Genomic DNA, 22,666 nt, shown 5'->3' on the forward strand with positions numbered 1-22,666 from the left:
TGAGTAAAATGTGATTTCATTTTACTAAACAGTAGGATTTGTTTCAACCGTAAAGTAAAAGGCAGACAAGTCTTCACCTGTCCGCCTCCCTTTAGTCCCGTGATTGAATTACTTGAATAAAGCGCTGAAGTCCTCGTTGTCCATTTTCGTCCAACTTAAAGACGCCGCAGTCCTCAAGTCCCTTAACAAATTTTTCGGCTACGGCCATTTCGATGAAACGTTCGATATTCTCCCTTCCATCGTATGCTCGTTTCAATTCGCAAGCCCAATCTTGATGGAGATCTTGTACGTTGTCCGTTTCTCCTACAATAAATCTCTTAACTTCGTCCATCTCAGCTTGGAGCCTCGCCGGCAGTACAGCAAGCCCCATCACCTCGATCAATCCGATATTTTCTCGTTTGATATGGTGAACATCTGCATGGGGATGGAAGAGTCCGAGTGGATGTTCCGATGTCGTCCGGTTGTTTCGAAGAACGAGATCCAACTCGAAGAACTCACCTTTTTTTCGTGCGATTGGTGTGATTGTATTATGCGGGGCGTCCGTGTGGGCCAAGATGTGACATGCTTCGTCCGAATAGTTGCGCCAAGTCGACAAGACACGATCCGCGCACGCGACGAGGTTGTTCTGATTTTGGCTACGCAACCGAATGACCGACAACGGCCAAAGCAACGTGTGTCCGCTCACATCTCGGAATTCCTCAAAAGAGAATCGGCCTGTCTCGCGCGCCTCCGCCATCGCAAACGTGTATCGTCCTGCTTGGTAATGGTCGTGCGATAAAATCGAGCCGCCCACAATCGGCAGGTCGGCATTCGATCCCGCGAAGTAATGCGGAAATTTCTCTACAAAGTCGAGCAGACGGACGAACGACGAACGGTCGATCCGCATATCTCGATGCTCACCCGACAATAAGATGCAGTGTTCGTCGTAATAGACGTAAGGCGAGTACTGCATATACCATTCCTCGCCTCCGAGTTCGAGCGGCACAAGCCGATGATTGGCTCGCGCCGGATGATCTAAACGCCCTTCGTACCCTTCATTTTCCACACAGAGGAGACACTTCGGGTACGGGGCTCCCTCTTTCTTCACGCTCTTCTGTTGCGCGATCTCTTTCGGATCTTTCTCTGGCTTCGACACGTTGATGGTGATGTCGACCATTCCATATCTTGTATCTACTTGATAAGAGATATTCTGTTTCGTTCGCTCTGTCTGAATATAGTTCGAGTCCGTCGACAACCGGTAAAAGTAATCCGTCGCCATGACCGGGTCCGTCGCGTACTTGTCGTAAAACACCCGTTCTACTTCCGAGGGGCGTGGCATGAATTGGTTCATCATGTCTGCCGCGAATCGATCCCGCTGTGACCGGCCGTCCTCAGTCAAACCGTTCCGCACCGCCTCGTCCACCAATCGGTCGACGAGCTCCGGGATTCGACCGTTCGTCGTCTCATCGCTCGGTGTCGCCCCCGTCATGGCGAGCAACCGGTTCTTCACGTAGATGACATCCCGCTCTTGGATGAGTCCACTTTTTCGCGTTGCCGCCACGAGTCCATTCACAAGCGCACTCATCGTCCCACCTCATATCCGTCAGGGTGGGCGGCATGCCATGCCCATGCATCTGCGATGATACGGGTGATATCGGTTCTTTCAGGAGCCCACCCCAGTACTCGCTTCGCTTTTTCCGCAGAGGCAATGAGACGTGCGGGATCGCCAGCTCGGCGTGTCGTCGCCCGAGCAGGAATCGCATGTCCCGTCACTTGACGGGCCGCCTGAATCGTCTCATTGACAGAGAATCCCGTATTCGATCCCAAATTGAACACGTCACTCTTCTGACCGTCACGCAAATAGTGGAGAGCACGCACATGTGCATCTACCAAGTCTTCGACGTGGATATAGTCACGGATGCATGTCCCGTCTTCTGTCGGATAATCCGTTCCGTAGATGGAGATGTGGTCCCGTTTCCCGTTCGCCACTTCCAAAATGAGCGGAATGAGATGTGTCTCGGGATGATGGTCCTCACCAATCTCTCCTCCCGACCTTGCCCCCGCCACATTGAAATAGCGCAGAGCCACATAGCGCAGTCCATGGGCATTCCCGATCCAACCCATCATCTTCTCCATCGCGAGCTTCGTTTCACCATACGTCGACGTCGGATGTGTCAGGGCCGACTCGGCAATCGGCATGATTTCCTGATCGCCATACGTCGCTGCCGTCGAAGAGAAAACGATCTCAAGCACACCGTGTCTCACCATCGTCTCTAACAACACCTGGGTCCCATAAACGTTGTTGTCATAATAATCGAGCGGTTTCTCCATCGACTCGCCGACGAGCGAATTTGCTGCAAAATGGACCACTTGGTCAAACTGACCTTGAGAGAACACCTTGTCTAAAAAGGCTTTATCTCGGATATCCCCCTCATAAAACGTCGCATCCGGATGCAACGCTCGGCGATGTCCCGTCGACAAATTATCCACGACGACGACATCTTCGCCTCGATCAATCAGTTGATAGACCGCATGAGAGCCGATATAACCGGCGCCCCCTACAACGAGAATACTCATGAGATGCTCCCTCCTTTGATTTCATGGGCTCCTTCCCCGATAGAAGCGACGTAGCAAGTCGGCGCATATCCGATTTGACGCTCATAGTCCGCAGTCACTTCATCGATGAAACGAGGAATCTCATGTTCCCGTACCAAAGCGATGGCACAACCTCCAAAACCGGCGCCCGTCATGCGCGCCCCAATCGCTCCATGTCTCCATGCGCTCTCGACCAATGTGTTCAACTCGACACCGGTCACGTCATAATCCTTATCCAACGAGCGATGAGAGGCATCCATCAGTTCTCCGAAGCGATGGACGTCACCGGCCTGAAGCGCGCGGAGCGCCTCACGTGTGCGCTCATTTTCACTGACGACGTGTCTTGCCCGGCGATAGATGGTCTCATCTTCAAATCGATCTTGTCTTTCTTCTAGTGTGTCACTGTCCAAATCACAGAGCGCACGGATATTCAATTCTTGATTGAGAACTTCCAGTGCCGTGTCACACTCTTGTCGCCGCTCGTTGTATTTAGATTCGGCCAGTTCACGCCGCTTATTCGTATTCATGATGACGACCAATACATCCTCAAACTCAAACGGCGCATACGTACATTCAAGCGTATCGCAATCGAGTAACATCGCTTGATTCTTCTTGCCCATCCCGACCGCATATTGGTCCATGATCCCGCTGTTGACCCCGATGTATTCATTCTCGGCGCGTTGTCCGAATTTGACGAGATCAAGTTGATCAAAGTTCAAATCATACACCTCATTCAGAGCGACCGCCGTCACCAACTCAATCGAAGCCGACGAAGACAAGCCCGCACCGTTAGGGATATCGCCAAAATACAGAAAGTCCAACCCGAACGACGGTTCACGTCCATCAAGCATGTAACGGAGCATCGCTTTCGGATAATTCACCCACCCGTGAGCGTCTTGATAATCAAGCTCACCTAACGGCACAGTGACCACTCCAGCTTCCGGAAAATTCATCGAGTAAAAACGGCACTGTCGATCCGTCCGACGTCGTACCAACGCATATGTTCCGAACGTCAACGCCGCAGGAAAGACGTGTCCCCCATTGTAGTCGATATGCTCTCCAATCAAATTGATTCTCCCAGGCGCAAAAAATACCCGCTCGAACTCCTCGTGAAAAGTGTTTGTAAATGCTTCAGACAGTTTCATCATATCTTTCATAGCCATTCCCTCCTCATCAGTTTCACCACACTCTGATTCTAACGCATTCAATCTATAAAATAAATAATGTTTAGTAAACAAATTATGAGTTTTTTTCATTTTTAATAAGAACTAAAATAATTTAAAATTTACAATATAACTATTGTTCAGTTAACAAAATCGATTGAATCCGATTATAAAACCCGCACTGGTTCGCCAGTGCGGGTTTTATATGGAGCTTATTCACAATAGAGATATCTCACTTGTTTGATATCTCATCTCTCTTTAACGAAGACTCTTCCTATTCGTTAGAATGACGTGACGATACCACTCGTACGAATCTTTTCGATAGCGATTGAGCGTCCCCTTCCCGTCATTATTACGGTCCACATAAATAAATCCGTAGCGTTTTTTCATCTCTCCTGTCGTGAATGAAATCGGTTCGATGCATCCCCATCATAAGCTCTCCATCATCTTATAATGGTTGTACATATTAAATACGGACCAAGTTCATTTTTATGAACCTGGTCCGTTTGACGGAATTTATGAGTATAGTCCGATAAAGTAAGCAACGACCACCAACAGGAGCACGTATGAGAAAATGACTGTCGGAGGAGAGACCGTCTCATGTTCGAAGCGTTTAAACAATCGTTCTGCCAGATGGCCACTGATGAGTACACTTACCCCCACCAAAGCTCCACCCAAAAAGACATTTAATTCTGTCGTCAGAGCAAAGAATACGCTCAACATGATAAATACCGTGGTAAATAGAGTTGAGAAGACTTTAAGTTTATTCACAATGACACACCCCATCCTTTTTTGATTGCGAGAGTGCGCTCGTACTCACGAGTTTATATACTTACGAGTTCGAGTTGAAAGAAGATTCATAGATTTTGACGGATGATAAGAACGGCTTTAATACAAAACCGGACAACCCGTACTCATTCACTGTATACATTTCGACGTCGAAACGAATTAGGCTTGTCAGCAATGCCTCGTCTTGTGTTTACGTAGTAAATACGCGAAAATGGAAGTGAGATGAATGCGAGTCCATATGCGTTCAAACGAGAAAACTATCAAATGGTAAAGTGGTGAATGCTGTGCAGTCGAATGAAACCAAAGTGACCTCTTTTCGAGTCTCCCAAGAGGTAAAAGAACACATCCAACGGTTGTCGGAACAGCGGCAACTGTCGACAAATCAATTGTTTGAAGAACTGATCACCTTGGCTGATAAACAGGTGCCAGATCCATTGATCAGTGAGGAGAACGATGCTCTCCAAGCGGCACTGAATCAGGTGCTGGCCCTTTTCAATGAACGTGCCACGCGGCTCGAGCTTCAAACAAAGGAGCACGAACGGATCCGTTCGCGCTATCAAAAGACGATTCATGACCTTGAGCAAAGCATCATCATAGAGTCGGAACAGCTCAAAGAGGACTATGAGCGTCAAGTCGCGGCCCACGACCAGGAATTAATTCCACTTCAACATCAAGTGGAGCTCCTGTTCGCCGAAAAACAGAACGCTCAGGACGCCCTCGAGACCGAACGTGCTTCTTTCAAAGAGGAACTGAAGACCCAGAAGAAGTTGGTCTTTAACTTAGAAGAAGACGTCAAGAAGCTCGAGCTAGAGCGCAGCCAGCTCAATCGTCAAAACCAGAACCTGATGGACACGCTTGACGAGTTGAAGGCACGAACGCGACGAAGCGACCAACTCGAAGAGGAGAACCAAAAACTTCACTTGGAAGTGCAGCTCCTCCGTCGTGAAAAAGAGGCGTTCGAGAACCGGTTACAGGAACAGGTCGAGCTCGCGGTCCTGCGGGAGCGAAACACCCAACAAAATAAACAATGATACGAAAAGGGTACTAGATTGAGTCAACCAGTGACTGAATCTAGTACCCTTATATTTTTTACAAAGAAAGGATTTAACGGTTTGGGGAAATCGTCTGATACATGTTCAATGATTTGACCAGAGATTCTTCCTTCATGCGTAGAATCATAACCTCATGAGAGTATAAAAATGACTCCACTTGGTCCAATTAAGATTTCACCCGCAATCCACGCATCTTGAATCGATTACGCTTTTCTTCTAATTTCACTTTCATATCTACCGAGAACGTACTTTCAGGAGTGTTGTAGGCACGCCGTGCTGCCATACTAAGCATTTTTGCCACATCCTCTGCCCGGTCGTCCTGTAAATCAAGGAGTGAAGATCGAACATACTGGCGAGCCATTTCTCGGTCACGTAGCGATTCAGGGACCGATACATGACGACTTAATGCCAGGGCCAATTGAGCCGTCTCTAAGCGATAGCTTGTCCCACCTGCCTGCATACGATTCAGTTCATCCGCTAGCTCGCTTTGCAAAAGTACATGATTACTGTCCGTCATCGGTCACCCTCCTCTACTGTTCTTTTGATTTATTATATACCCTTTTCCTGAAAAATTCGACTCAAGTCGTGCACGTTACAAAACGGATCGTCCCACGTCATGTTCGCTTTATATTCCTCTACAAGTTCGAGAAGTTTGTCTTTATCGCAAAGTGCCAATAGGTTCGTCTTTTCGAGATCCTCTAAATCCTTTTGGCGAGAGGAAAAGATCTTGGTACATGCTAAGAGTTCAATGTCGGGGATATACACATCAATCGCCTCGAACAGACCTTCAATCTTATGTCGAAATTCATTTTCTCTAAAGTCTTCACGGGGTGGGAACTGAATCACCCCTTCGACAATTTCAATTTCATATTCATGAAGTGCTTCTTTCAATTCAGGTGTCACAACACCTTTCGTCACGCGAATATCAATATCTCGCGTCGGACGATACTCGGCATCTTTATTCATCATTTCAATGAAGAGAAGAATCCCTGATGCGCCAACCACGACAAACTCGACTTCGATGTCTCTTGAGGCGCAAAACGTATCAAGAACGAGCAAGGTATCGATAATACTCTCAACGTCTTTGTATTGATTGGAGTAAGTCATGTATGTCCCTCCTAATGAAAATGACCCACTCTGATCCGGTATGTTAGGAGTCTTCGTGGGCCATGATGTATTTCACATCTCTCAATTTAATTCGTATTTAAATAGGCACTGAGAGCCCGCCGGATAATCTCATCTTCTGACACATGTTCTTTTTGCGCGGCTTGTGTTAATCCAACGTATAAAGGATCTGTCAAATCAGCAAAACGAATCTGTACACGCATTGGTTTCATAGATTTAGTTTCGACTTCGAGCACACGTTGTTCCTGACGTTCAATCAACATCCGTTTCACTTCACGGAGTTCTTCACGTGTCATCTCGTACACCGTCTTGTCTCCCGAAGCTGTGTAGTACTTCTTATTCTCGAGTAGCGCGAGCTTTGGATCTTCTGGCCACGACAACAACTCAGCAAGTTTCGTCGCGCTGAAATCTTGCTCGAGCGTCTTCTGTAAGATATTCGGACCAAACGTATTCCAAAATGAGACGAAGCGACTGACTTGAGGATGTGACATCCCAATTTTGTTTAAGAAGTCTTTCCACGTTCCTTGTTCTTTCTGGAACTCTTTTTTGGTCTCCGGATCACGAAATAAGCTATTCGCATGAGCAAGTATTCGACATTTCTCGACAAAACTGGTCGCTTGAATTGCATCGATATGGTTATAGTACTGAACGATTCCATCCATATCTTCGGGAAGCTTCTTCGTGATGATGCGTGACAGTCCCGTCGCCGGCAGGGCCTGATAAGGGTTCGATACGGTCGTCGTTGCCGAGAATTCTTTCACGGCCTCGACTTGTTCCGTACGGCTATCTGTCGCTTGTTGATTCTGATTCACCGGAAGGTTGGCACTGAACGTCGAGATCTTAGGTGTATGTTTCTTTCGGTTGCGTGTCATAACGACAATACCTCCTCGGCGAGTTGTAGATAGGCGTCGGTCGCTGGGCTCTTGTGATCGATGACAGGACGAGACTCTCGCTGTAATGTCTGAACCTTCACCGCATAAGGAATCGTCGTCAAAACCGGAATACCGACTTCTTTCCCGAGTTCTTCAAGTTCTTCGACTGTCGTGACGTCCCCTTTCGAGCGGGCACTCACCATCGTCGGGATGAAGGCAGCGATATGGATGTCTTCCCGGAATCGTTTCATCTCTTCTAGTTCTTCAGGTGCCGAGTAAACGGCATCCATCGAGAACTTCTGCATCTGGACAGGCATCACAATCCGGTCCTGCGCGACAAGTGCGCAGCGAGCGTATGGGTTGAGCGCCGAAGTCGATCCTGGACAGTCAATCAAACAGATATCAAACAATTCGTCGATTTTGGTAAGTTCTTCGCTGAGGCGATACTCATACCCGATCTGGCTTGTCAGGTCACTCGGGGAAGCTGAGCGCCTTGTCGGGACAAGATAGACCGTTCCCGTCTCATACTCGCACGTCACGATCACCTGTTCGATTGGTGTATAGAATGGATCATTCTCTTCAAGGAGGCAATCGAGTAAGACCTTGCCTTCATAATCGTTTGTCAGACCGAGCCCATTCGTCGAAGACGCCTGGTCGTCCGCGTCGATGACGAGGACACGTAATCCGTCACGAGCATAAGCATGAGCCAAATTGATGGTCGTCGTCGACTTCCCGACGCCGCCCTTTCGATTGTACAATGCGATTTTCTTCATGATTCGTCTCCTCGATTCTCGTCTGTGACGTCGATGATATTGTCGTTCACGGTCCGCTCGATAATTTCCGTCAACAGCTCACTCACACTCCGATTTTGGGCATGTGCATACTGTTGGAACTGATCGGACAGGTCGGACGGGATTCGTGCGGAAAGGACGGCAGATGGTTTCTTTGTTTTTTGAAACGGGCTGACTTTGACCTGTTGCACAGATTCACGGGTCTTACGGGCCGCTCGAATCTGTTTGACCGTCAACTCGTCGACGCTTCGCGACTCTCCATCAATATAGAGTCCCTGTTCGACGACCTCTTCGACGTTATCAAGATACATCAATTCAAACAGCTTGGAAGCCGGGAGGCTCGCAATCGATGCTTCGAGTGGATGTAACGTCTCATAGGCTTTTACGTACCTAGATGCAAGCGAACTCGACATCGATACGGCCTCGAGGAACCCCATCCATTCTTTTTTGTCATGCATCTCAGAACGGGCGATGACGAGCCGTTTCCCGATCTCGAATACTGAAATCGTTTGAACTTTTGAGAGCTCATTGATTTCATGAACAAGGTCCTCGACTTCTTTAGAGACCGGAAGTTTTTGGACGAGCGCGCTGATATTCGTCAAACCGCTTTGATACGGGTGCTGCTCACTCGGTTTGATTTTATGAATATTACGGTTCCGTGCCTTCATGATATCTCACCTGCTTGTTCGACGACTTGTTTGGCCAATAGTCGAAACGGTTCAGCGAGTACCTTCGCTTCTTTGGAGCGGTACTGAATGACACTCTTTCCACTATCGGCAGCTTTCTCGATGAAGGTGGATCGCTTGATCATCGGAAGGATATCTAGTGACTCTTCCTTCGCGATGACTTCCATCGCTTCGTGATACTCTTTATCCGCCTTAAAAGAGGCATCCATCGCGACAGGAAGAATACCTGTGATGACGAGGTCTGGGTTGTAGAACTTCTTCACTTTTTGGACCGTCCGGACCGTACTCGCAAGTTGGTCGAACACGAGCTTCTTCGGCATGAACGGGATGACCGTCATGTTTGACGTCGAAAGCACGACTTTCGAGAGTTCATTGATCGATGGGACCGAGTCTAGGATGATCCAATCAAACTCCTCCTCGAGCGGTGCAATCATGTCTTTTAATAGGAAGAGCTTGTCTTGCTCGGAGATTAGATTGATCAACCTGGCATTTCGTTCATTCGAAGGGAGAAGACTCACGTGATACGTTTCGTCATCAAACAGGACTTCTCTGATATCAAGATTACGGGTATGTACATCAAACATCGTCATGTACTTGATTGTGTCGGACTCTTTTAACATCAGCTTGCTGAGCGAGCCTTGAGGATCTAAATCAATGATCAAGACCCGTTGTCCTAGCTCACCTAATGCATAAGCCATATTCAAAGAACAGGTCGTCTTCCCTGACCCACCTTTCGATATGTAAAACGTGAGTATGTTCATCTGCTCTCTCCTTTCTCACTCATATCATGCCACAATCTCTTATTCCTTACAACACAAAAACCGCAAAGACGATAGTAAATCCATAATTATTATGTATACAATTACGAATTTAAGTTGTATACAAAAATTGACTATGAGAAATCAATGTATACGTTTCGACGTCGAATTGTATACAGGCTGTTATTTGCACTACTAATGATTTATAGAAAGTTGAAGTCATACGGTAAGCTGGACTTTAAGATCTCTTATCATAGAAGAAAGACATCGTATATCTGGACATGATTTAAATAATAGAAGAAGAGATAAAAACCATATTCTTCTGAGTTAAAAAAATATAAATAGATTAGAGAGAGTTAAATAAAGATTAATAGAATTAGAAAAAGAAGAAGGTCTCTCGAGCCAGTCATATCAAGCGTTCTGACTGGTTAAGTGAAAAGAGAAATTTCAAAAGGACCATCGTTTCGTTCACAAAGGTTCATTTTTTTTCAACTCTAATTTGAAAATTAAAAAATAAGAGAGGATTTAATTCAGCAAATCTTTGATTACTTAACTGCTTGGTTTGATTTTTTTCTTAAAAGTAAAAAATGCAGATTCAGTATGCAATGATGACTTAGAACGAATGGGAAACAATACAAACAGACGAAAACCCCTGCAAGAATGGGTGATTTTCATATATATTTTCAAAAATAAACATGACAAATAGACCATCATGCGATAGCCGATTTTGCCTGGTTCTCTTTTAGTCGTTGATGGAGATAGAAGATGGGCTCCTCAAAGAACAGCTTATGGGTGCTCGAGTGGACCAAGTCCTCACGATGGTGTAGGAATGCCTGTTTTAACTCTTCGACGACCTGTTTGAACGTCTCGGCCCCGAAAGTATCGCTCATCGAGAAGAGTGAGTCACGGTTGACTTTGAGAGTGTCAAATTCGAAGAACTCCCCTACTCGCTTGCGCATTTCAAACCAAACGAGCTGAACTTCAGTGCGGTCTTTCTCTTTGATCTGCTTACTGTCTTGCGCAGCTGATAGTTGCACTTCAAGTAAGAGCGGTCGTGTGGCGTCTTGGACTCGTTTCTTGAGTGAGATGTTCTGTTTGACCATATTTAAGAAATGCTTACTGTCTTCAACAAGCGACACTTGAAGGAATTTGAGACCAGACATCATCTTTTGGATGGCGAGTTTATGGCCACAGTATTTAGGAAGGAATCCTTTGATCTCATCGTAGGTGAGGATGGCCTGTTCATTTGACTGGACATGAACGTCTTTTTCGACCTGGACGATTGTCCGTAGCGCGAGTCGCAGCGTGTTCACATTATCGAGTGCGATCAATTCGGACAAGAGGCCGTGCCAAACAGACGTATACCCGGTCTTCGAAATGACCACAGCACCGTCTACAAACAAATCACGATAGTTTTCAAGGTAATCCGTCAATTGGATTGAGATCACTCCTGGGAAGTGACGGACGACCGTCATAAGACCATTCTGTTCAAATGTTTTTAAGTTATTATGTAGGGAGCGGATCGACGTGCATGCAAAATCCGCGACCATGTGGTCCTCGATAAATTCAATCTTCCCTTGGTCGTCAGCGTAGGCGAGAATAGAGAGAATATGGCGGATTCGAGACTTGGTCCATTTGAAGGCCGTGAAACAGGCCGGAATGTTATAATGATGCTGCTCATAACGATAGTGATCCTGTCGTTTAGTCCAACGTGTCAGTCCGCTCATCGCGACTAGAAGCTTATTCGCGATCAAAACATGGCGATTCTTACCGATCATCTCTCCTACACCTCCCCTATCCTAAAATATGCTAGTTTTAGTATCTTGTTATTTCCAATGGGTGTCAAAGTGCGGTTTCAGTACGACGATTTGCGACCAAATTTAAATAAACATTGGTGTTGAGCCATTTTTAGAGAGGAAAAGAGTGTCGTTTCAGTACGACGGTTTGCGACCAAATTGACACGAACGGCCTGATGAAGCGATTTCAGGCTATATTCGGCTTGAATTTTCATCACGAAAACATAGATTATGTCGTTTCAGTACGAAGATTTGCGACCAAATTGACTTAAGTGTCGTCTCGGTACGATGATTGACGGCCAAAATCGAACAAAATGCGGTTTCGGTACGACGATTCGCGACCAAATTGAAGAAACGGGTACTTAATTTTTTTTTTGAAATTCTATCGATTTGCCCATATATGTCGTTCTGGTACGACGATTCGCGACCAAATCAAAGAAAGTGTCGTTCTGGTACGATGGTTTGCGACCAAATTGAAGAGGATGTCGTTTCAGTACGACGATTTGCGACCAAATTCTATGGAAGTGCGGTTTCGGTACGATGACTTGCGACCAAATTCATCTAAAATGTGTCTCAGTACGGATTGTACAGATCACTTTAGAACAAACGCGACATTATAAGGCCGTTCACCCCCAAATCTCCCAGGATGTCATCTTGGTGCGATGGACGATGCTGGTCCATGGCTGTCCTATGACTTGCCCAGGGCATATAATGTTCCATGTGGAACATATTCGGCCGCCATATCAACAAAAAGAAGCCCCTTTTGCAAAGGGCTTCCTGGGATGTACGTCTCTGTCAAAGCAACAAGGTGTCATTGTGGTTCAACATCTCCCACGACTCGAGCGGATAGAACGTGAAGAAATAATAATCACCGGAGCGGTGCCAGTCCTTCAAGATGAACTCGTGCTCTTTGATGCGGTCGAGGTTCGCCTCGAGCTCCATCAGGTTCTCTGACTTACGTGACTTGTTGAAGCGGATCGAATAGGTGAACTGACGCCAATGTCGCCGGACCGGGTTCTCCTCCCCCGACTGGATGGAGGCCATACGTTCTTTTTGTAGGACGAATGCCAAATGATAGGCGAAGCTCCCTGTCAACTGTTCGATCTGTTCCCCGTATATGCTGACGATCTGCTGTTTGAGCAGGTCATCATAGACCTCCTCGGTGACCGTGACGACCACCTGGCTATCGGCCAGTGTCGTGGCGTTCCTGATGGTGACGGATGAGAAGAGCCCGCGGATGAAGAAGTCCCCTTCATCGTTATGCCCGGCGACCCGATAATAGCCGAGCTTCATCAACCGCTTCGTCGTCAAATCATAACTCTTCCCGCTCTTGTTGGCATACAGCTTCTCCACCAGCCGGACCAACGGGAAGATGATTTTCCGGCTCGTCTGGAACGAGATGTCGCGGTAAGAGAGAATCTCGGTGAAGGCCTCGAAATCCTTCGAGTCGAGGTCAGGGACCTTGCCGTTCAACTCTTGGATGAACTCCTTGCTGACCAGGACGGAAAGGTTATGCGGGACGCCCTCCTTGTACTTGGGGACGACGGACTCATAATTCAACAGGTCGAGGTTGAGCTGCGAGGCATCGTTCAACCTCTCGTCGAGGTGGTCCGTCTTGTTCTTGATACGGTCCGACATGCCGAAGAACGGGATGTCGACGGCCAATGTCGGCGAGTGGTGCGCGACCCGTTGCGTCAGATCGATCTCTTTGGCCACCTCCCCTAGGACCATCAGCACGTCGGTCTTCAACGTGGACGTCTTTTGATTGAGGGTCTTCTGCGACCAGTAAGGATATGTGTGGAGTAATCGGTTCGGATCCTCGGCCCATTCCTGGATCTTTGTGATGCAGAGCTGCATATAGTCCTCGACAGACTTCACGTGAAACTCTCTATAGAGGCCTTCGGGGCCAGCCACCTTCAAATAGGCCGAGATCATGTCATGTTGTGCCCGCAGCTCCTTGTTATATCCACGTCCCTCTTGATAGTTACGGATTGCCGTCTTGACCCAGCGACGCTTCAACTTCATGAAGGAATAATAGCGGATCTTTTTATAGGCGTTCTCGATGTTCTCAAGGGCGTAGTGTTCCTGATAGAGCGACGCCACGAAGCCGTTTATGTCGTAAATCGCCGCCTCGTGGAGGATGTCCTCCATGCCGTGCTGTTTGATTGAATTGACCGCTTGCGAAATGATGAGTTGCTGGGAGCGGCTGTTGGAGTTCGATTGGTTCTCCATGCTGATCACCTCTTCTCCCCTAAATATAGCACACGTCCCTAAGGGGAACCTTTAAATTTGATACCCTATAATTATTTCAAATACCATAAGTAAAAGTGTGCGCCGGCGCACACTTTTTTCTAATATGATGAGAGGTGAAATTGAATTATAATCCTAGTGTAGGGTTTTGTTAGAATACTCCCTAAAAATGGCTTATAAGTAGGCCGTGACTCAATAAATGTAAGGAGTGAGGGAAGTTATGAGCGTACATCTTAAGGCGTTTGACACATATATTGGGAAAGGGGCCAAGATGCTGTCGTGGGATGTCGGTCTCAACCCTGATCTCAACGAGAGCAAGGCGAAGACCTCCAATATAACGAAACGGCTCATCGATCGTCATAGCGATGCGATAGAGCTGTGGGAAGGAGATGTCGACGGACGACTGTTAATGAAGTTTGTCAATCTCAATAAAAAGGGCACTTCCAAACAGAACACTGTCCTCGAGGAAATCGATTTTCTCGAGTGGGTCGAGACGGACTGGGAAAACAGTGCAATCATGCGATGTCTCGGCGGTTCGACCTTCCTATTCATGGTCTTTGGTGAGAACAAGGTGGGAGATGTGTTCTTTCTCGGTCCCGTTCTTTGGAAACTGCCTCAAAAAGAGGTGGAGGGTTTGAAATCTTATTGGCATACGGTGACAAAGATACTGAGAGAAGGGGTCCCGATGTGGGAGGCCTCTCACGGGAAGAAAATGATCACGAAGAACAATCTTCCGGGCCAGGCGGCGTATAAGATGATACATATCCGGCCGAAAGCGAACAACAAGAACGATGTCACCCTTCTACCTGACGGACAGATGATCACCAAGCAAGGTATCTGGCTGAACGCGAAATACGTGAGTGGGATCGTCAACCCGCTCTTCGAGGCCAGACGGGATGAAATAAATGTCCTACGAGACATGGAGTCAATCGACGATGGAATAGAGGGAGCCACGATAGACTCCCTTAAAAGGATGCTTAAGGAGGAGGCCTATACCCCGGAGACGTTCGTGGCAGCCTGTTGAGAGGTCATCCCGGGATTCGGCATCGAATCCATCAGCAAGCGCCTTGTAGAGCGTGTAGGGTATCGGATATCCTCACCATACATCTTAGCCAGGAAGCACCTGGACAGCAGGTCGTATATCGAGCACGTCATCTTGGGTGGCGACTATTTCAAGATGAAGGATACGCCGGTCTTGTCTCATCCTTATGCGTCCAGAATGATGGCGAAGATGAGGGTCGGTTGGAGAATCATCGAAATCGAGCCCGGCCTTTTCATCACAGAGCGGGCACTCGTCCGTGCGGGCATAACCACCAAACTATTGGAATCTTTTCAGGCGTTGGTCTTTAACGAGATGGAAGTAGGTCGCTTCTATACGATCGAGCGGCTCACAGAACTTCTCGACTATGACCCGCTCGGGGAATACGGGTTCGATGAGAAGTTGTATGAGGGGGTATTGAGAAGGCCAGGTAAAATCTCTCATGTGAAGGTCGGTGATACCTATCTCTTCATCAGAGGGGTGAGCCGAGACCTTCCCCAAGCATTGATGTACAGTTTGATGGGGGTGTCTCCACATGCACAGCTGACGGATATGTGCGACGAGTTGTCTGACCTTCATGGCAGACCGTTCGACCGTGAGGGTCTCGTCATCTTGGTGAACCGAACATCATTTTATCTGGCGCCAGACATGGATATGGTATTCGTGACCTAGGATGCCTATCTGTCTTACCTTTATAAGGTGTGATTTGAAATAAGCCCCGGTTAGAAAGTGTGCGCCGGCGCACACTTTCTAACCGGGGCTGCTTGGTGAACAACTCGTCAAGCAGATACATATAGACCGTTGCGTCCGAAACGAGACCATGGACATTTCCAGATGGACACAAGGTATGGTACGGCAACGGGCAAGCTCGATCTGAATTTGATGTTTGTTAAACAGATGAAAATAGAGGACGAGAAAGATTCGATGATGAGCCCCGTTGGCAGGGAATCTAGGACAAAGAGAGAATTGTTTCAATACTGCATCTGAAGGATGTGAAACATCGAAGTGAAAGGAGGGTCAGGATGGAAGCGAGCAAAATGTTCGTCAACCTCATCGAGTTGTCTCCAACCGATAGAGGGTACGCCCTTGACGCCGTGGGCTACATCGTGGAAGAAGGAACCGGTGGACGACACCTGGATAAGATACACAAGAAGAATTTCCGGATGACGACGGTCGAGTATGTAAATGGGTTGAAAAATAACCTGGTCAATTCCGGACAATGGACTTTGGTCTACGAGGCCATCTCAGAATGGTATGGGTCCTTCCAAAGAGACTTTCAAAACCTGGACATCAATCAATTAAAGAGCAGGTGGAAAGAAAGGCCCATACATACCTGGGCACACTTTCTTTTGAACGGGGAGCTCCATCTATTGAGGGAGCTAGATAATTCGGAGATGGTTTTGATTGAAAAAGAGACCTGGGAAAGGACGCAGAAACTTTCTTTGAAGAACTCGAGCCTGACAACGACCATGGATGATGTTCAGGACAAAGGGACAGAACATGACGGTTTAAAAGAAGAACTCATAAAACTATATCGAATCGATGAAGAGACAAGGGTCAAGGTTTCCCTCTTCGACAAGAGAGTAGCGTTCTTTTTACAGACGCCATATGACGAAGCCTCCGTCAACAAATATAAGAATAGATACAACCTCCACAGCATCACCCAATACTCGTCGATAGATTTATCCAATTTCAGCACCCAACACGACCTTTTCGTGTTCATGGGGACGAGGGCCACCCATGCTGCCTTCTATAAGCTCACTAGCAAGATTCCTAGGGAACGGTTGTTGCAAGTGAGCGGCCAGAACATAGATATCGTATTCAAAGAAATCACACAACAGTTAAAGGGGAAGATGGATGATGCAGCAAATCAATGAAAAGTCAGTATTATTGACCCGGTTTACCCAGGATGTGGAAGATATGTCCCATCGTCTCGAGGGGAAAGAACGAAAGAAATTCCTGTACAAAAAAATCGACCTTGGACAGATGCAAGACAACGAGATTGTTGACGACCTTCTCACATTAAGATATATAGCGAACAATCGGATGCATGAGTTCGAGAACCTCTTGAAAGAGAAACTTGATGCTTATGAATCGGCATTGGTAAGAGCCATTGAGGAATCATTCACAGAAAGAATCACGTACAATGAGGAATTGCTTGAGACGGTAACAGAGGAGCTGGTCCCTTACTATCACGGACGGTTCCAAATCAACCTGTCCAGAGAAATCAGTTTCTTGCCGCTTGAACTGCGTCTTCTCCTATATACGAAGCTACTTGTCATCGAACCTTATAAAATAATCCGTTATAATTTGCTTGATCGAATCTCTTTGACGTTGTATAAGTCAGGAAACCCGAAGCTTGGAGAGTATGCTACTTTTCTGAAGACAATGCTTGGAGTTGAATTGGCGCCACTCATATTCAAGACAGAGAAACGATTCGAAGAACTGTTCTGGGCCGACATCGGGGCCAACGAGAAAATCGAGACCGTGAAAGAAGAAATCTTAGATGAGGCGAACCTTTACCAAAAAACCATCGAACGAGAGTTTTGGTATGGATTCAAAGGCATGAGTGATTTGAAAAATATAAACGATGTTCACGCAGCCAAGCTATGTTTGAAAGCTTTCACACTATATTTCGAGAAGGTCGTTGAATTATCGAATCAGATGGAAGAAGTGTTTTTGAAGTATTATGACACTAGAAATCGAAAACCGGTGGAGCGCATGTTGAACGAGGAAGGGCTCGAGAGCCTCACAATCAAGCCACGCTATACCATTGCCATAATCGGGCAGAAAGGACAGAGGGAGATGACGGTTGAGGAGAAAGACGAATACGAGGAGGGCATGAGGAGACGCGCAAAAACATGGGCTGGTATCGGCCGAGAGACCTTACTGATGAACAAAGGGAAGACAAGGGCCAAAGATGAAGTGTACCAGGCTCCCGAGGTGTTAGATCAATCCTCTGCGCGTCTTCATCTCACCAATTTGGTCCAACTGATAAGTAATCGTTCCTATACATTGAATCAGTTTGACCGGTATATGTTCGGGTTGGTGATTTCCTCGTTGAAGTCGAAAGACTGGGACAAAAAACGCTTGAATCTCTTTTTAGGTACTTTAACTTACGTCCAATCCATGCTTTGGAACAGAAATGACAGAGATCCGGTAGTTTTACTCAAAATCACAATGGATCTGATTGAGCAGGACGGATTACTAGAATCACATGGAGTAGGTTGGCCAATCGGTCTTGTAGTGAATGAGATGGGAAGAACGTCTAAGAAAGACTATATCGTCGTATTTGAGAAAATCCAACGGAATGATATTTTCGCAGGGATTGTTTTCGTCTCTTCTCGAGAGCCCCTTCGAAAAGGTGGGAAGAAACAGTCAGAAATCGAGAGTCATATAGACCAATTGTTATATTCACTTGTGATAGATTGGAAGAGAATAGAGAAGAAAATGGGGGCGACCAAAAAAGATTCCTCGCTTCTACGGGACGGCTTGAAAGAACTATCGAAAGAAAAGGAAAAAATATTTGCAGAGAATCAGAATTAACGTTGAACTAGAATTATACTAATGAAATAGTTCAACGTAAAACGGACTTGAGTTATAGTGTTCGTTAAAAGTTTATTGTTCGGCCCGAAAATTAAACAGAAAAAGGCGAATGACCCTACATAGAGTGGGTCATTCGCCTTTTCTTCTTTCCATCACATTTTCAATATTAAGAACGAAATTATTGATTCATTGGAATTCCAAGCTCGGAACAAGTATCTTTACGAAAGTTAAAGTAAAACTCATTAAACTCCTGTTCCTTGAGCCGAATATATTTCATGGCAGGCACGACATCCTTCAATGGATATTTATGTACTACGTCGTTCTTTATAGAGGTTGATTTTGAGGTTTCGGCTGTCAGATTAAGCTGGCTCAATATAGTCAAAATATTATTTGTCGCATCATTGAAATATTGTTGATTCGATTCGACGATAACGTTTCTTTTCTTAGAGTGAATTGAAACTAGATTGTCTACATAAGGCATTCCAGAGAATGAGTTTTCTGTGAATCTTGGAAGTTTTTTTGGCAAAATCACAACTTCTATATTACTGCATTCTTCAAATGCATTAGGGCCAATACTTTCAACATTTTCAGGAATCAGTATATATCTTAATTTTTGACAGTACGAGAAAGAATGCGCACCTATATGTTGGAGAGTGGAAGGTAGATCCACATATATAAGTGAGTCGCAATTCGAAAACAGGCAATTCCCTAAAAAAGTTAGGCCCTCGGGTAAGCTCACGGACACAACTCTTGTCTCAGAAAATGCATACGCACCAATATGTTCAATATTTCCGTTAAAAAGTATTTCTTTCAATTGAACGCATTCATCGAACGCATAACTTTCAATGATTTTTAGACTTTTTGGAAAGCTAACAGAATTAAGAGATTCACACGATTGAAAACAGTGCTTACCTACTTTTATTAATCCTTCGTTGAAATCTATTTGCTCAAGATCAATGCATGAATAAAAGGCAGAATCGCATAATTCTATTACGGAATCAGGAAATGAAACGGCTAATACATCTGATTCTTCAAATGCACCGCGACTTATTCCTTTCACGACCTGTCCATTTATAAAACCAGGAATCTTTACAACTTCTTGAATCCCTTTATAGCTTACATATCCATTTTCAATTACAAAATCATCAATTGGAGAATCGCTGACTTTTGTAAAGTCAATCAACTTTTTTTCTGAAAACAGCACTATATATCCTCCTTTAATATTAAATTTATATATTTAAAATTTTCAACAATTGCAATAAATATTCCTCCCAGAAAAATCAAAATAAAAATCAGTATATAAATCCTGTTTTTATTTTTATCGTATAAACACATGATATATAAGCGCTTTGAATTTTTAGATTGACAGTATTTTATTTCCATGTTTGTTTACTAAATTTAGTCAAGGTAGGCCTCGCTTCAAATAAGCTTTTTGTAATAAAGTTCTTCGTGGCAACAAACTGTTTATTCAAATGGCAAGTCGGTATTTGAAACGTTTGATGATTGATTAAGAGATTGCAGATATTCATTTGTTGTACTAATAGATTCGTGGCCCACTAATTGCATGACCCCAATCAGCGGACTGCCATTGGCTAGCAGCTTAGTGATGTAAGCGCGACGGAACCAATGAGGCGGGGCCTTTTCTTCGGTCTCTGCGTGCTCGACCGCATTGTGCGTCATCAGGCGGAGGGCCTCGTACGTCATCGCTTTATGCAGCTTTTTGGTACTGAAAGCTATATAGGGAGAGGTGACCTCCTCGATCATCATGAGCGTCTGCAGTCGATTGACAAGGTAGCTCGCCTTCTCGGTGAGCGGGATCCGTCGCCATTTGTCTCGTTTTCCTTTTGCCTCGAGATAGAATGTATGTTGATTCCGTTTCACATCAGTGAATTTAATTGACAGAAGTTCGGCCGCCCGCATTCCCGTCGTCAGCAACAGATAGCCAATCGTCTCGTTTCGGAGCTCCATGAGCTCCTTTTTCTGTGCCCTTTTGACGGTATGACGGAACGATTCGGCGATGCGCTCGACCTCGTCGAAGTCGACCTCGCGACGGAGCGGCTCGGGACGCTTCTGGTTCTTCACGTGGAAGGCCAGGTTGTTTAGATGGTAATGGTTGACATGTAGGTATGTCAGGAGTCTCTTCAGCATGTTGTTCTTCCGCTTGGCGCTCCGTGGGGCGTACCGTGCGTTCACCTCGAACAGATAGCGATGTACGTCGAGCACGGTCAGACGCTTCAGGCCGTCGGTATTCGTCATCACGAAACCAAGTACGAATTCGAGGTCCTGCTTGTAGGCGCGGCGTGTGTGAGGGCTCTTCTCCGCATAGATTGGGAACAGTTCCGTCGCCCAGAACAGCTCGATGATCTCCAGGTCGTTTAACGTCTCGAGAGTGATGTGGTCACCTTTCAACGCCTCGGCCAGTTTCGGGTTCGCCCCGGTCAACTCTCTCAAAGCCAGTTCGAATTCCTGGCGTGTCTTCTCGATTTTCATGCTTCTCCCTCTTTTCGATTCGAATTCACCGTTTTACTCGTCATTCGCTATTCATAATGGTGTGATTTAACGTATTACATACGTAATTAAATATTAAATACAATACAAACGGATTTAATATCGCGTGTAATAAATGTATTACATTTTGTTTTATAGATAATTATTAAAACATTAACTTGTGATAATCTTATATTATCACAAGTGAAGATTGATGTTATAAAAGATCGTGTTATTTTTCTGAGTTTGGTAAAATGAAGAAAAATAGTTGGGGGATTTGTTAATTGTATGAAAAAGAAGTATGTAAGATACGAATATTATCGAGTGGTTTATACTGACATTGACAAAATTGATCACAAGAGAGGTTTATTTAAACTTGATAAATTAATTTCTAAAGTTAAAGAATTGCCTTTAGGGGAAAGAGCTAAAAAGGTACGTCTAGAAAGTTCAAGATTAGATGACCATAATGAAGCGAATAATTATCATTTATTACTCTTTTCTCGCTTGAAAAAGTCACACTTTACTAAAAAAGGAAAATTAGATAGCCCGTTAGAAGACTTTGATTTAGAGGATGATGATTATATTGGTGAGGAAGTTTGTGCTTTATATGATCCCGATATGCATGTATTAATGCTTCAACGTAATAGAGATAGTTTAAGCCCAACGGGTATTCAAGAATATTTAAATATTATGTTTCAAGAAGTTACTGGTAAAACAAATTATGAAATTTTTCTTGAACCAATATGCACTGATGATGCAAAATCTCGGGTCAAAAAAAGTGGAATAATAAAAAAAATACACGTTAGAATTGCTGATAAAGATATTAAAAAAATAGTTGAGAAAGATAAGGGTTTAAAAGGTCTCGTTAGTGGATGGTCTGTATATGAGGCACCGTATGTTGATATCATTTTAGTAAATGGTAGATTTAAAAATCAAAAAATAAAAAGAGAGCCAGTACAAGAATTAATGGATGAAATTCTTGAAAACCCTGAATTGATTCAAAAAGCGCGTTTGACTATAGGTGATACTAGTAAACCAGAAGTTATAGATTTGTTGACTGATAAAGCAACTGACTTTTCTCAAGTTCAGGTAAGTGAAAAAATCGAAGAGGCTCGGGCTCAATTGAATCACAAAGTAGTATGGGATCTTATGATTGATATTTTTCATACAGGTACAGAAAATAAAAAGCGGAAATTTGATATTCAAAGGTACCTTACAAAAGGAGGGTAAACCTTGAAAAACTTAAAACTTCCAGTTATTTTAGCTATTTTAATTACTGGAACATTAATTCTTTATAATTTCTTAATAGATTATATTGAGCCCCTCCAAATTAAATTAAACTTTACTTTAGAGGGGTATGAAAAAGTAATTGATGGGGTTATTACATTCACGTCTATAATAATAGGTTTTTTAGTGGCTATTTTAACAATTTTATTGAGTTCAAGAGACAGTCAAATTATGAATCGTATATTGAATGGTAAGGAAAAAGAAGAGCTAAGAACATATTTTTTATCTTCTTTTATAATAGGAGGATTACTTGTATTTAATTCAATAATAATGTATGTCGCAAGGTATTTTTCAAGTGTTTTAGTGCATGTATTCTTTTACTCTTGGATTTTCCTTACAGCCGTTTTTACTATTCACTTAATATTGTTTTTGAGTATTATTATGAAACTCCTGTTTCAATTAAATGAAGATTCAAAAAATGAAAGGCAAGATGATGACATTATTTGAATTA

Annotated in this window: 21 protein-coding genes and 1 pseudogene; 7 read left to right on the forward strand and 15 right to left on the reverse strand. The window is 44.8% G+C overall.

Annotated elements, in window-relative coordinates:
* Positions 1 to 91 precede the first annotated feature (91 nt).
* From KNP71_RS12540 to KNP71_RS12560, 5 genes and pseudogenes are all read right to left on the reverse strand, one after another.
* On the reverse strand, positions 92 to 1,564 hold the full coding sequence (locus tag KNP71_RS12540; protein ID WP_214830808.1) for a UDP-glucose--hexose-1-phosphate uridylyltransferase: 1,473 nt from the start codon (positions 1,562 to 1,564) through the stop codon (positions 92 to 94).
* Positions 1,561 to 2,556: a UDP-glucose 4-epimerase GalE gene (gene galE, locus KNP71_RS12545; protein ID WP_214830809.1), complete on the reverse strand. Its 996-nt coding sequence runs from the start codon at positions 2,554 to 2,556 to the stop codon at positions 1,561 to 1,563. The genes KNP71_RS12540 and galE overlap by 4 nt, the downstream gene beginning before the upstream one ends.
* Entirely contained in the window at positions 2,553 to 3,731 is a 1,179-nt protein-coding gene (locus tag KNP71_RS12550) for a galactokinase (protein WP_483299388.1), read from the reverse strand. The genes galE and KNP71_RS12550 overlap by 4 nt, the downstream gene beginning before the upstream one ends.
* A gap of 264 nt (positions 3,732 to 3,995) precedes the next feature.
* Positions 3,996 to 4,166 (reverse strand): annotated as a pseudogene (locus tag KNP71_RS12555) (family 1 glycosylhydrolase); the annotation flags it as partial.
* An 87-nt stretch (positions 4,167 to 4,253) separates the two neighbouring features.
* Positions 4,254 to 4,508 (reverse strand): hypothetical protein, encoded by a 255-nt coding sequence (locus KNP71_RS12560; protein ID WP_214830813.1) that lies wholly within the window; start codon positions 4,506 to 4,508, stop codon positions 4,254 to 4,256.
* Positions 4,509 to 4,810: 302 nt separating this feature from the next.
* Between KNP71_RS12560 and KNP71_RS12565 the strand changes: the two genes are divergently transcribed.
* Positions 4,811 to 5,557: a hypothetical protein gene (locus KNP71_RS12565; protein WP_214830815.1), complete on the forward strand. Its 747-nt coding sequence runs from the start codon at positions 4,811 to 4,813 to the stop codon at positions 5,555 to 5,557.
* A 187-nt stretch (positions 5,558 to 5,744) separates the two neighbouring features.
* Here KNP71_RS12565 and KNP71_RS12570 read toward each other — a convergent pair whose 3' ends face one another.
* The 8 genes from KNP71_RS12570 to KNP71_RS12605 form a co-directional block, all read right to left on the reverse strand.
* Positions 5,745 to 6,095 (reverse strand): hypothetical protein, encoded by a 351-nt coding sequence (locus KNP71_RS12570; RefSeq protein ID WP_214830817.1) that lies wholly within the window; start codon positions 6,093 to 6,095, stop codon positions 5,745 to 5,747.
* Between the two features lie 32 nt (positions 6,096 to 6,127).
* A complete protein-coding gene (locus tag KNP71_RS12575; RefSeq protein WP_214830819.1) occupies positions 6,128 to 6,685 on the reverse strand; it encodes a DUF6036 family nucleotidyltransferase in 558 nt (185 codons plus the stop codon).
* 86 nt (positions 6,686 to 6,771) lie between these two features.
* Complete coding sequence (locus tag KNP71_RS12580) at positions 6,772 to 7,575, reverse strand: hypothetical protein (protein ID WP_214830821.1); 804 nt, start codon at positions 7,573 to 7,575, stop codon at positions 6,772 to 6,774.
* Entirely contained in the window at positions 7,572 to 8,348 is a 777-nt protein-coding gene (locus KNP71_RS12585) for a ParA family protein (RefSeq protein WP_214830823.1), read from the reverse strand. The genes KNP71_RS12580 and KNP71_RS12585 overlap by 4 nt, the downstream gene beginning before the upstream one ends.
* Positions 8,345 to 9,034, reverse strand: a complete 690-nt coding sequence (locus tag KNP71_RS12590; protein WP_214830825.1) for a hypothetical protein — start codon at positions 9,032 to 9,034, stop codon at positions 8,345 to 8,347. Before KNP71_RS12590 ends, KNP71_RS12585 begins: the two co-directional genes overlap by 4 nt.
* Entirely contained in the window at positions 9,031 to 9,813 is a 783-nt protein-coding gene (locus tag KNP71_RS12595) for a ParA family protein (protein WP_214830826.1), read from the reverse strand. The genes KNP71_RS12590 and KNP71_RS12595 overlap by 4 nt, the downstream gene beginning before the upstream one ends.
* Before the next feature lie 707 nt (positions 9,814 to 10,520).
* Positions 10,521 to 11,588 (reverse strand): hypothetical protein, encoded by a 1,068-nt coding sequence (locus tag KNP71_RS12600; RefSeq protein ID WP_214830828.1) that lies wholly within the window; start codon positions 11,586 to 11,588, stop codon positions 10,521 to 10,523.
* An 813-nt stretch (positions 11,589 to 12,401) separates the two neighbouring features.
* Positions 12,402 to 13,838, reverse strand: a complete 1,437-nt coding sequence (locus KNP71_RS12605; protein WP_214762909.1) for a hypothetical protein — start codon at positions 13,836 to 13,838, stop codon at positions 12,402 to 12,404.
* A 238-nt stretch (positions 13,839 to 14,076) separates the two neighbouring features.
* On the opposite strand from KNP71_RS12605, the gene KNP71_RS12610 reads away from it, so the two are divergent.
* The 4 genes from KNP71_RS12610 (at position 14,077) to KNP71_RS12625 (ending at position 18,441) form a co-directional block, all read left to right on the forward strand.
* A complete protein-coding gene (locus KNP71_RS12610; RefSeq protein WP_214830830.1) occupies positions 14,077 to 14,880 on the forward strand; it encodes a PDDEXK family nuclease in 804 nt (267 codons plus the stop codon).
* Between the two features lie 198 nt (positions 14,881 to 15,078).
* Positions 15,079 to 15,567 (forward strand): hypothetical protein, encoded by a 489-nt coding sequence (locus KNP71_RS12615; protein ID WP_214830831.1) that lies wholly within the window; start codon positions 15,079 to 15,081, stop codon positions 15,565 to 15,567.
* Positions 15,568 to 15,917: 350 nt separating this feature from the next.
* Complete coding sequence (locus tag KNP71_RS12620) at positions 15,918 to 16,772, forward strand: hypothetical protein (RefSeq protein WP_214830832.1); 855 nt, start codon at positions 15,918 to 15,920, stop codon at positions 16,770 to 16,772.
* Entirely contained in the window at positions 16,753 to 18,441 is a 1,689-nt protein-coding gene (locus tag KNP71_RS12625) for a hypothetical protein (protein ID WP_214830833.1), read from the forward strand. Before KNP71_RS12620 ends, KNP71_RS12625 begins: the two co-directional genes overlap by 20 nt.
* 178 nt (positions 18,442 to 18,619) lie before the next feature.
* Here KNP71_RS12625 and KNP71_RS12630 read toward each other — a convergent pair whose 3' ends face one another.
* Together KNP71_RS12630 and KNP71_RS12635 are read right to left on the reverse strand one after the other, a co-directional pair.
* Complete coding sequence (locus KNP71_RS12630) at positions 18,620 to 19,645, reverse strand: leucine-rich repeat domain-containing protein (RefSeq protein ID WP_214830834.1); 1,026 nt, start codon at positions 19,643 to 19,645, stop codon at positions 18,620 to 18,622.
* A gap of 260 nt (positions 19,646 to 19,905) precedes the next feature.
* On the reverse strand, positions 19,906 to 20,931 hold the full coding sequence (locus KNP71_RS12635; RefSeq protein WP_214830835.1) for a tyrosine-type recombinase/integrase: 1,026 nt from the start codon (positions 20,929 to 20,931) through the stop codon (positions 19,906 to 19,908).
* A gap of 285 nt (positions 20,932 to 21,216) precedes the next feature.
* On the opposite strand from KNP71_RS12635, the gene KNP71_RS12640 reads away from it, so the two are divergent.
* Together KNP71_RS12640 and KNP71_RS12645 are read left to right on the forward strand one after the other, a co-directional pair.
* Positions 21,217 to 22,158, forward strand: coding sequence for a DUF6731 family protein (locus KNP71_RS12640; RefSeq protein WP_214830837.1), 942 nt, complete (start codon positions 21,217 to 21,219; stop codon positions 22,156 to 22,158).
* Between the two features lie 3 nt (positions 22,159 to 22,161).
* A complete protein-coding gene (locus KNP71_RS12645) occupies positions 22,162 to 22,662 on the forward strand; it encodes a hypothetical protein (protein ID WP_214830838.1) in 501 nt (166 codons plus the stop codon).
* The last annotated feature ends 4 nt before the right edge of the window (positions 22,663 to 22,666 follow it).

It is taken from the genome of Exiguobacterium sp. s56 (genome assembly GCF_018618255.1).
In the GTDB taxonomy this organism is placed as follows: domain Bacteria; phylum Bacillota; class Bacilli; order Exiguobacteriales; family Exiguobacteriaceae; genus Exiguobacterium; species Exiguobacterium chiriqhucha.

Bases quoted from the DNA above. Each gene is read 5' to 3' on its own strand.
- KNP71_RS12540 (WP_214830808.1), bottom strand. From the start codon at position 1,564: ATGAGTGCGCTTGTGAATGGACTCGTGGCGGCAACGCGAAAAAGTGGA.
- galE (WP_214830809.1), bottom strand. From the start codon at position 2,556: ATGAGTATTCTCGTTGTAGGGGGCGCCGGTTATATCGGCTCTCATGCG.
- KNP71_RS12550 (WP_483299388.1), bottom strand. From the start codon at position 3,731: ATGAAAGATATGATGAAACTGTCTGAAGCATTTACAAACACTTTTCAC.
- KNP71_RS12570 (WP_214830817.1), bottom strand. From the start codon at position 6,095: ATGACGGACAGTAATCATGTACTTTTGCAAAGCGAGCTAGCGGATGAA.
- KNP71_RS12575 (WP_214830819.1), bottom strand. From the start codon at position 6,685: ATGACTTACTCCAATCAATACAAAGACGTTGAGAGTATTATCGATACC.
- KNP71_RS12580 (WP_214830821.1), bottom strand. From the start codon at position 7,575: ATGACACGCAACCGAAAGAAACATACACCTAAGATCTCGACGTTCAGT.
- KNP71_RS12585 (WP_214830823.1), bottom strand. From the start codon at position 8,348: ATGAAGAAAATCGCATTGTACAATCGAAAGGGCGGCGTCGGGAAGTCG.
- KNP71_RS12590 (WP_214830825.1), bottom strand. From the start codon at position 9,034: ATGAAGGCACGGAACCGTAATATTCATAAAATCAAACCGAGTGAGCAG.
- KNP71_RS12595 (WP_214830826.1), bottom strand. From the start codon at position 9,813: ATGAACATACTCACGTTTTACATATCGAAAGGTGGGTCAGGGAAGACG.
- KNP71_RS12600 (WP_214830828.1), bottom strand. From the start codon at position 11,588: ATGATCGGTAAGAATCGCCATGTTTTGATCGCGAATAAGCTTCTAGTC.
- KNP71_RS12605 (WP_214762909.1), bottom strand. From the start codon at position 13,838: ATGGAGAACCAATCGAACTCCAACAGCCGCTCCCAGCAACTCATCATT.
- KNP71_RS12610 (WP_214830830.1), top strand. From the start codon at position 14,077: ATGAGCGTACATCTTAAGGCGTTTGACACATATATTGGGAAAGGGGCC.
- KNP71_RS12615 (WP_214830831.1), top strand. From the start codon at position 15,079: ATGGCGAAGATGAGGGTCGGTTGGAGAATCATCGAAATCGAGCCCGGC.
- KNP71_RS12620 (WP_214830832.1), top strand. From the start codon at position 15,918: ATGGAAGCGAGCAAAATGTTCGTCAACCTCATCGAGTTGTCTCCAACC.
- KNP71_RS12625 (WP_214830833.1), top strand. From the start codon at position 16,753: ATGATGCAGCAAATCAATGAAAAGTCAGTATTATTGACCCGGTTTACC.
- KNP71_RS12635 (WP_214830835.1), bottom strand. From the start codon at position 20,931: ATGAAAATCGAGAAGACACGCCAGGAATTCGAACTGGCTTTGAGAGAG.
- KNP71_RS12640 (WP_214830837.1), top strand. From the start codon at position 21,217: ATGAAAAAGAAGTATGTAAGATACGAATATTATCGAGTGGTTTATACT.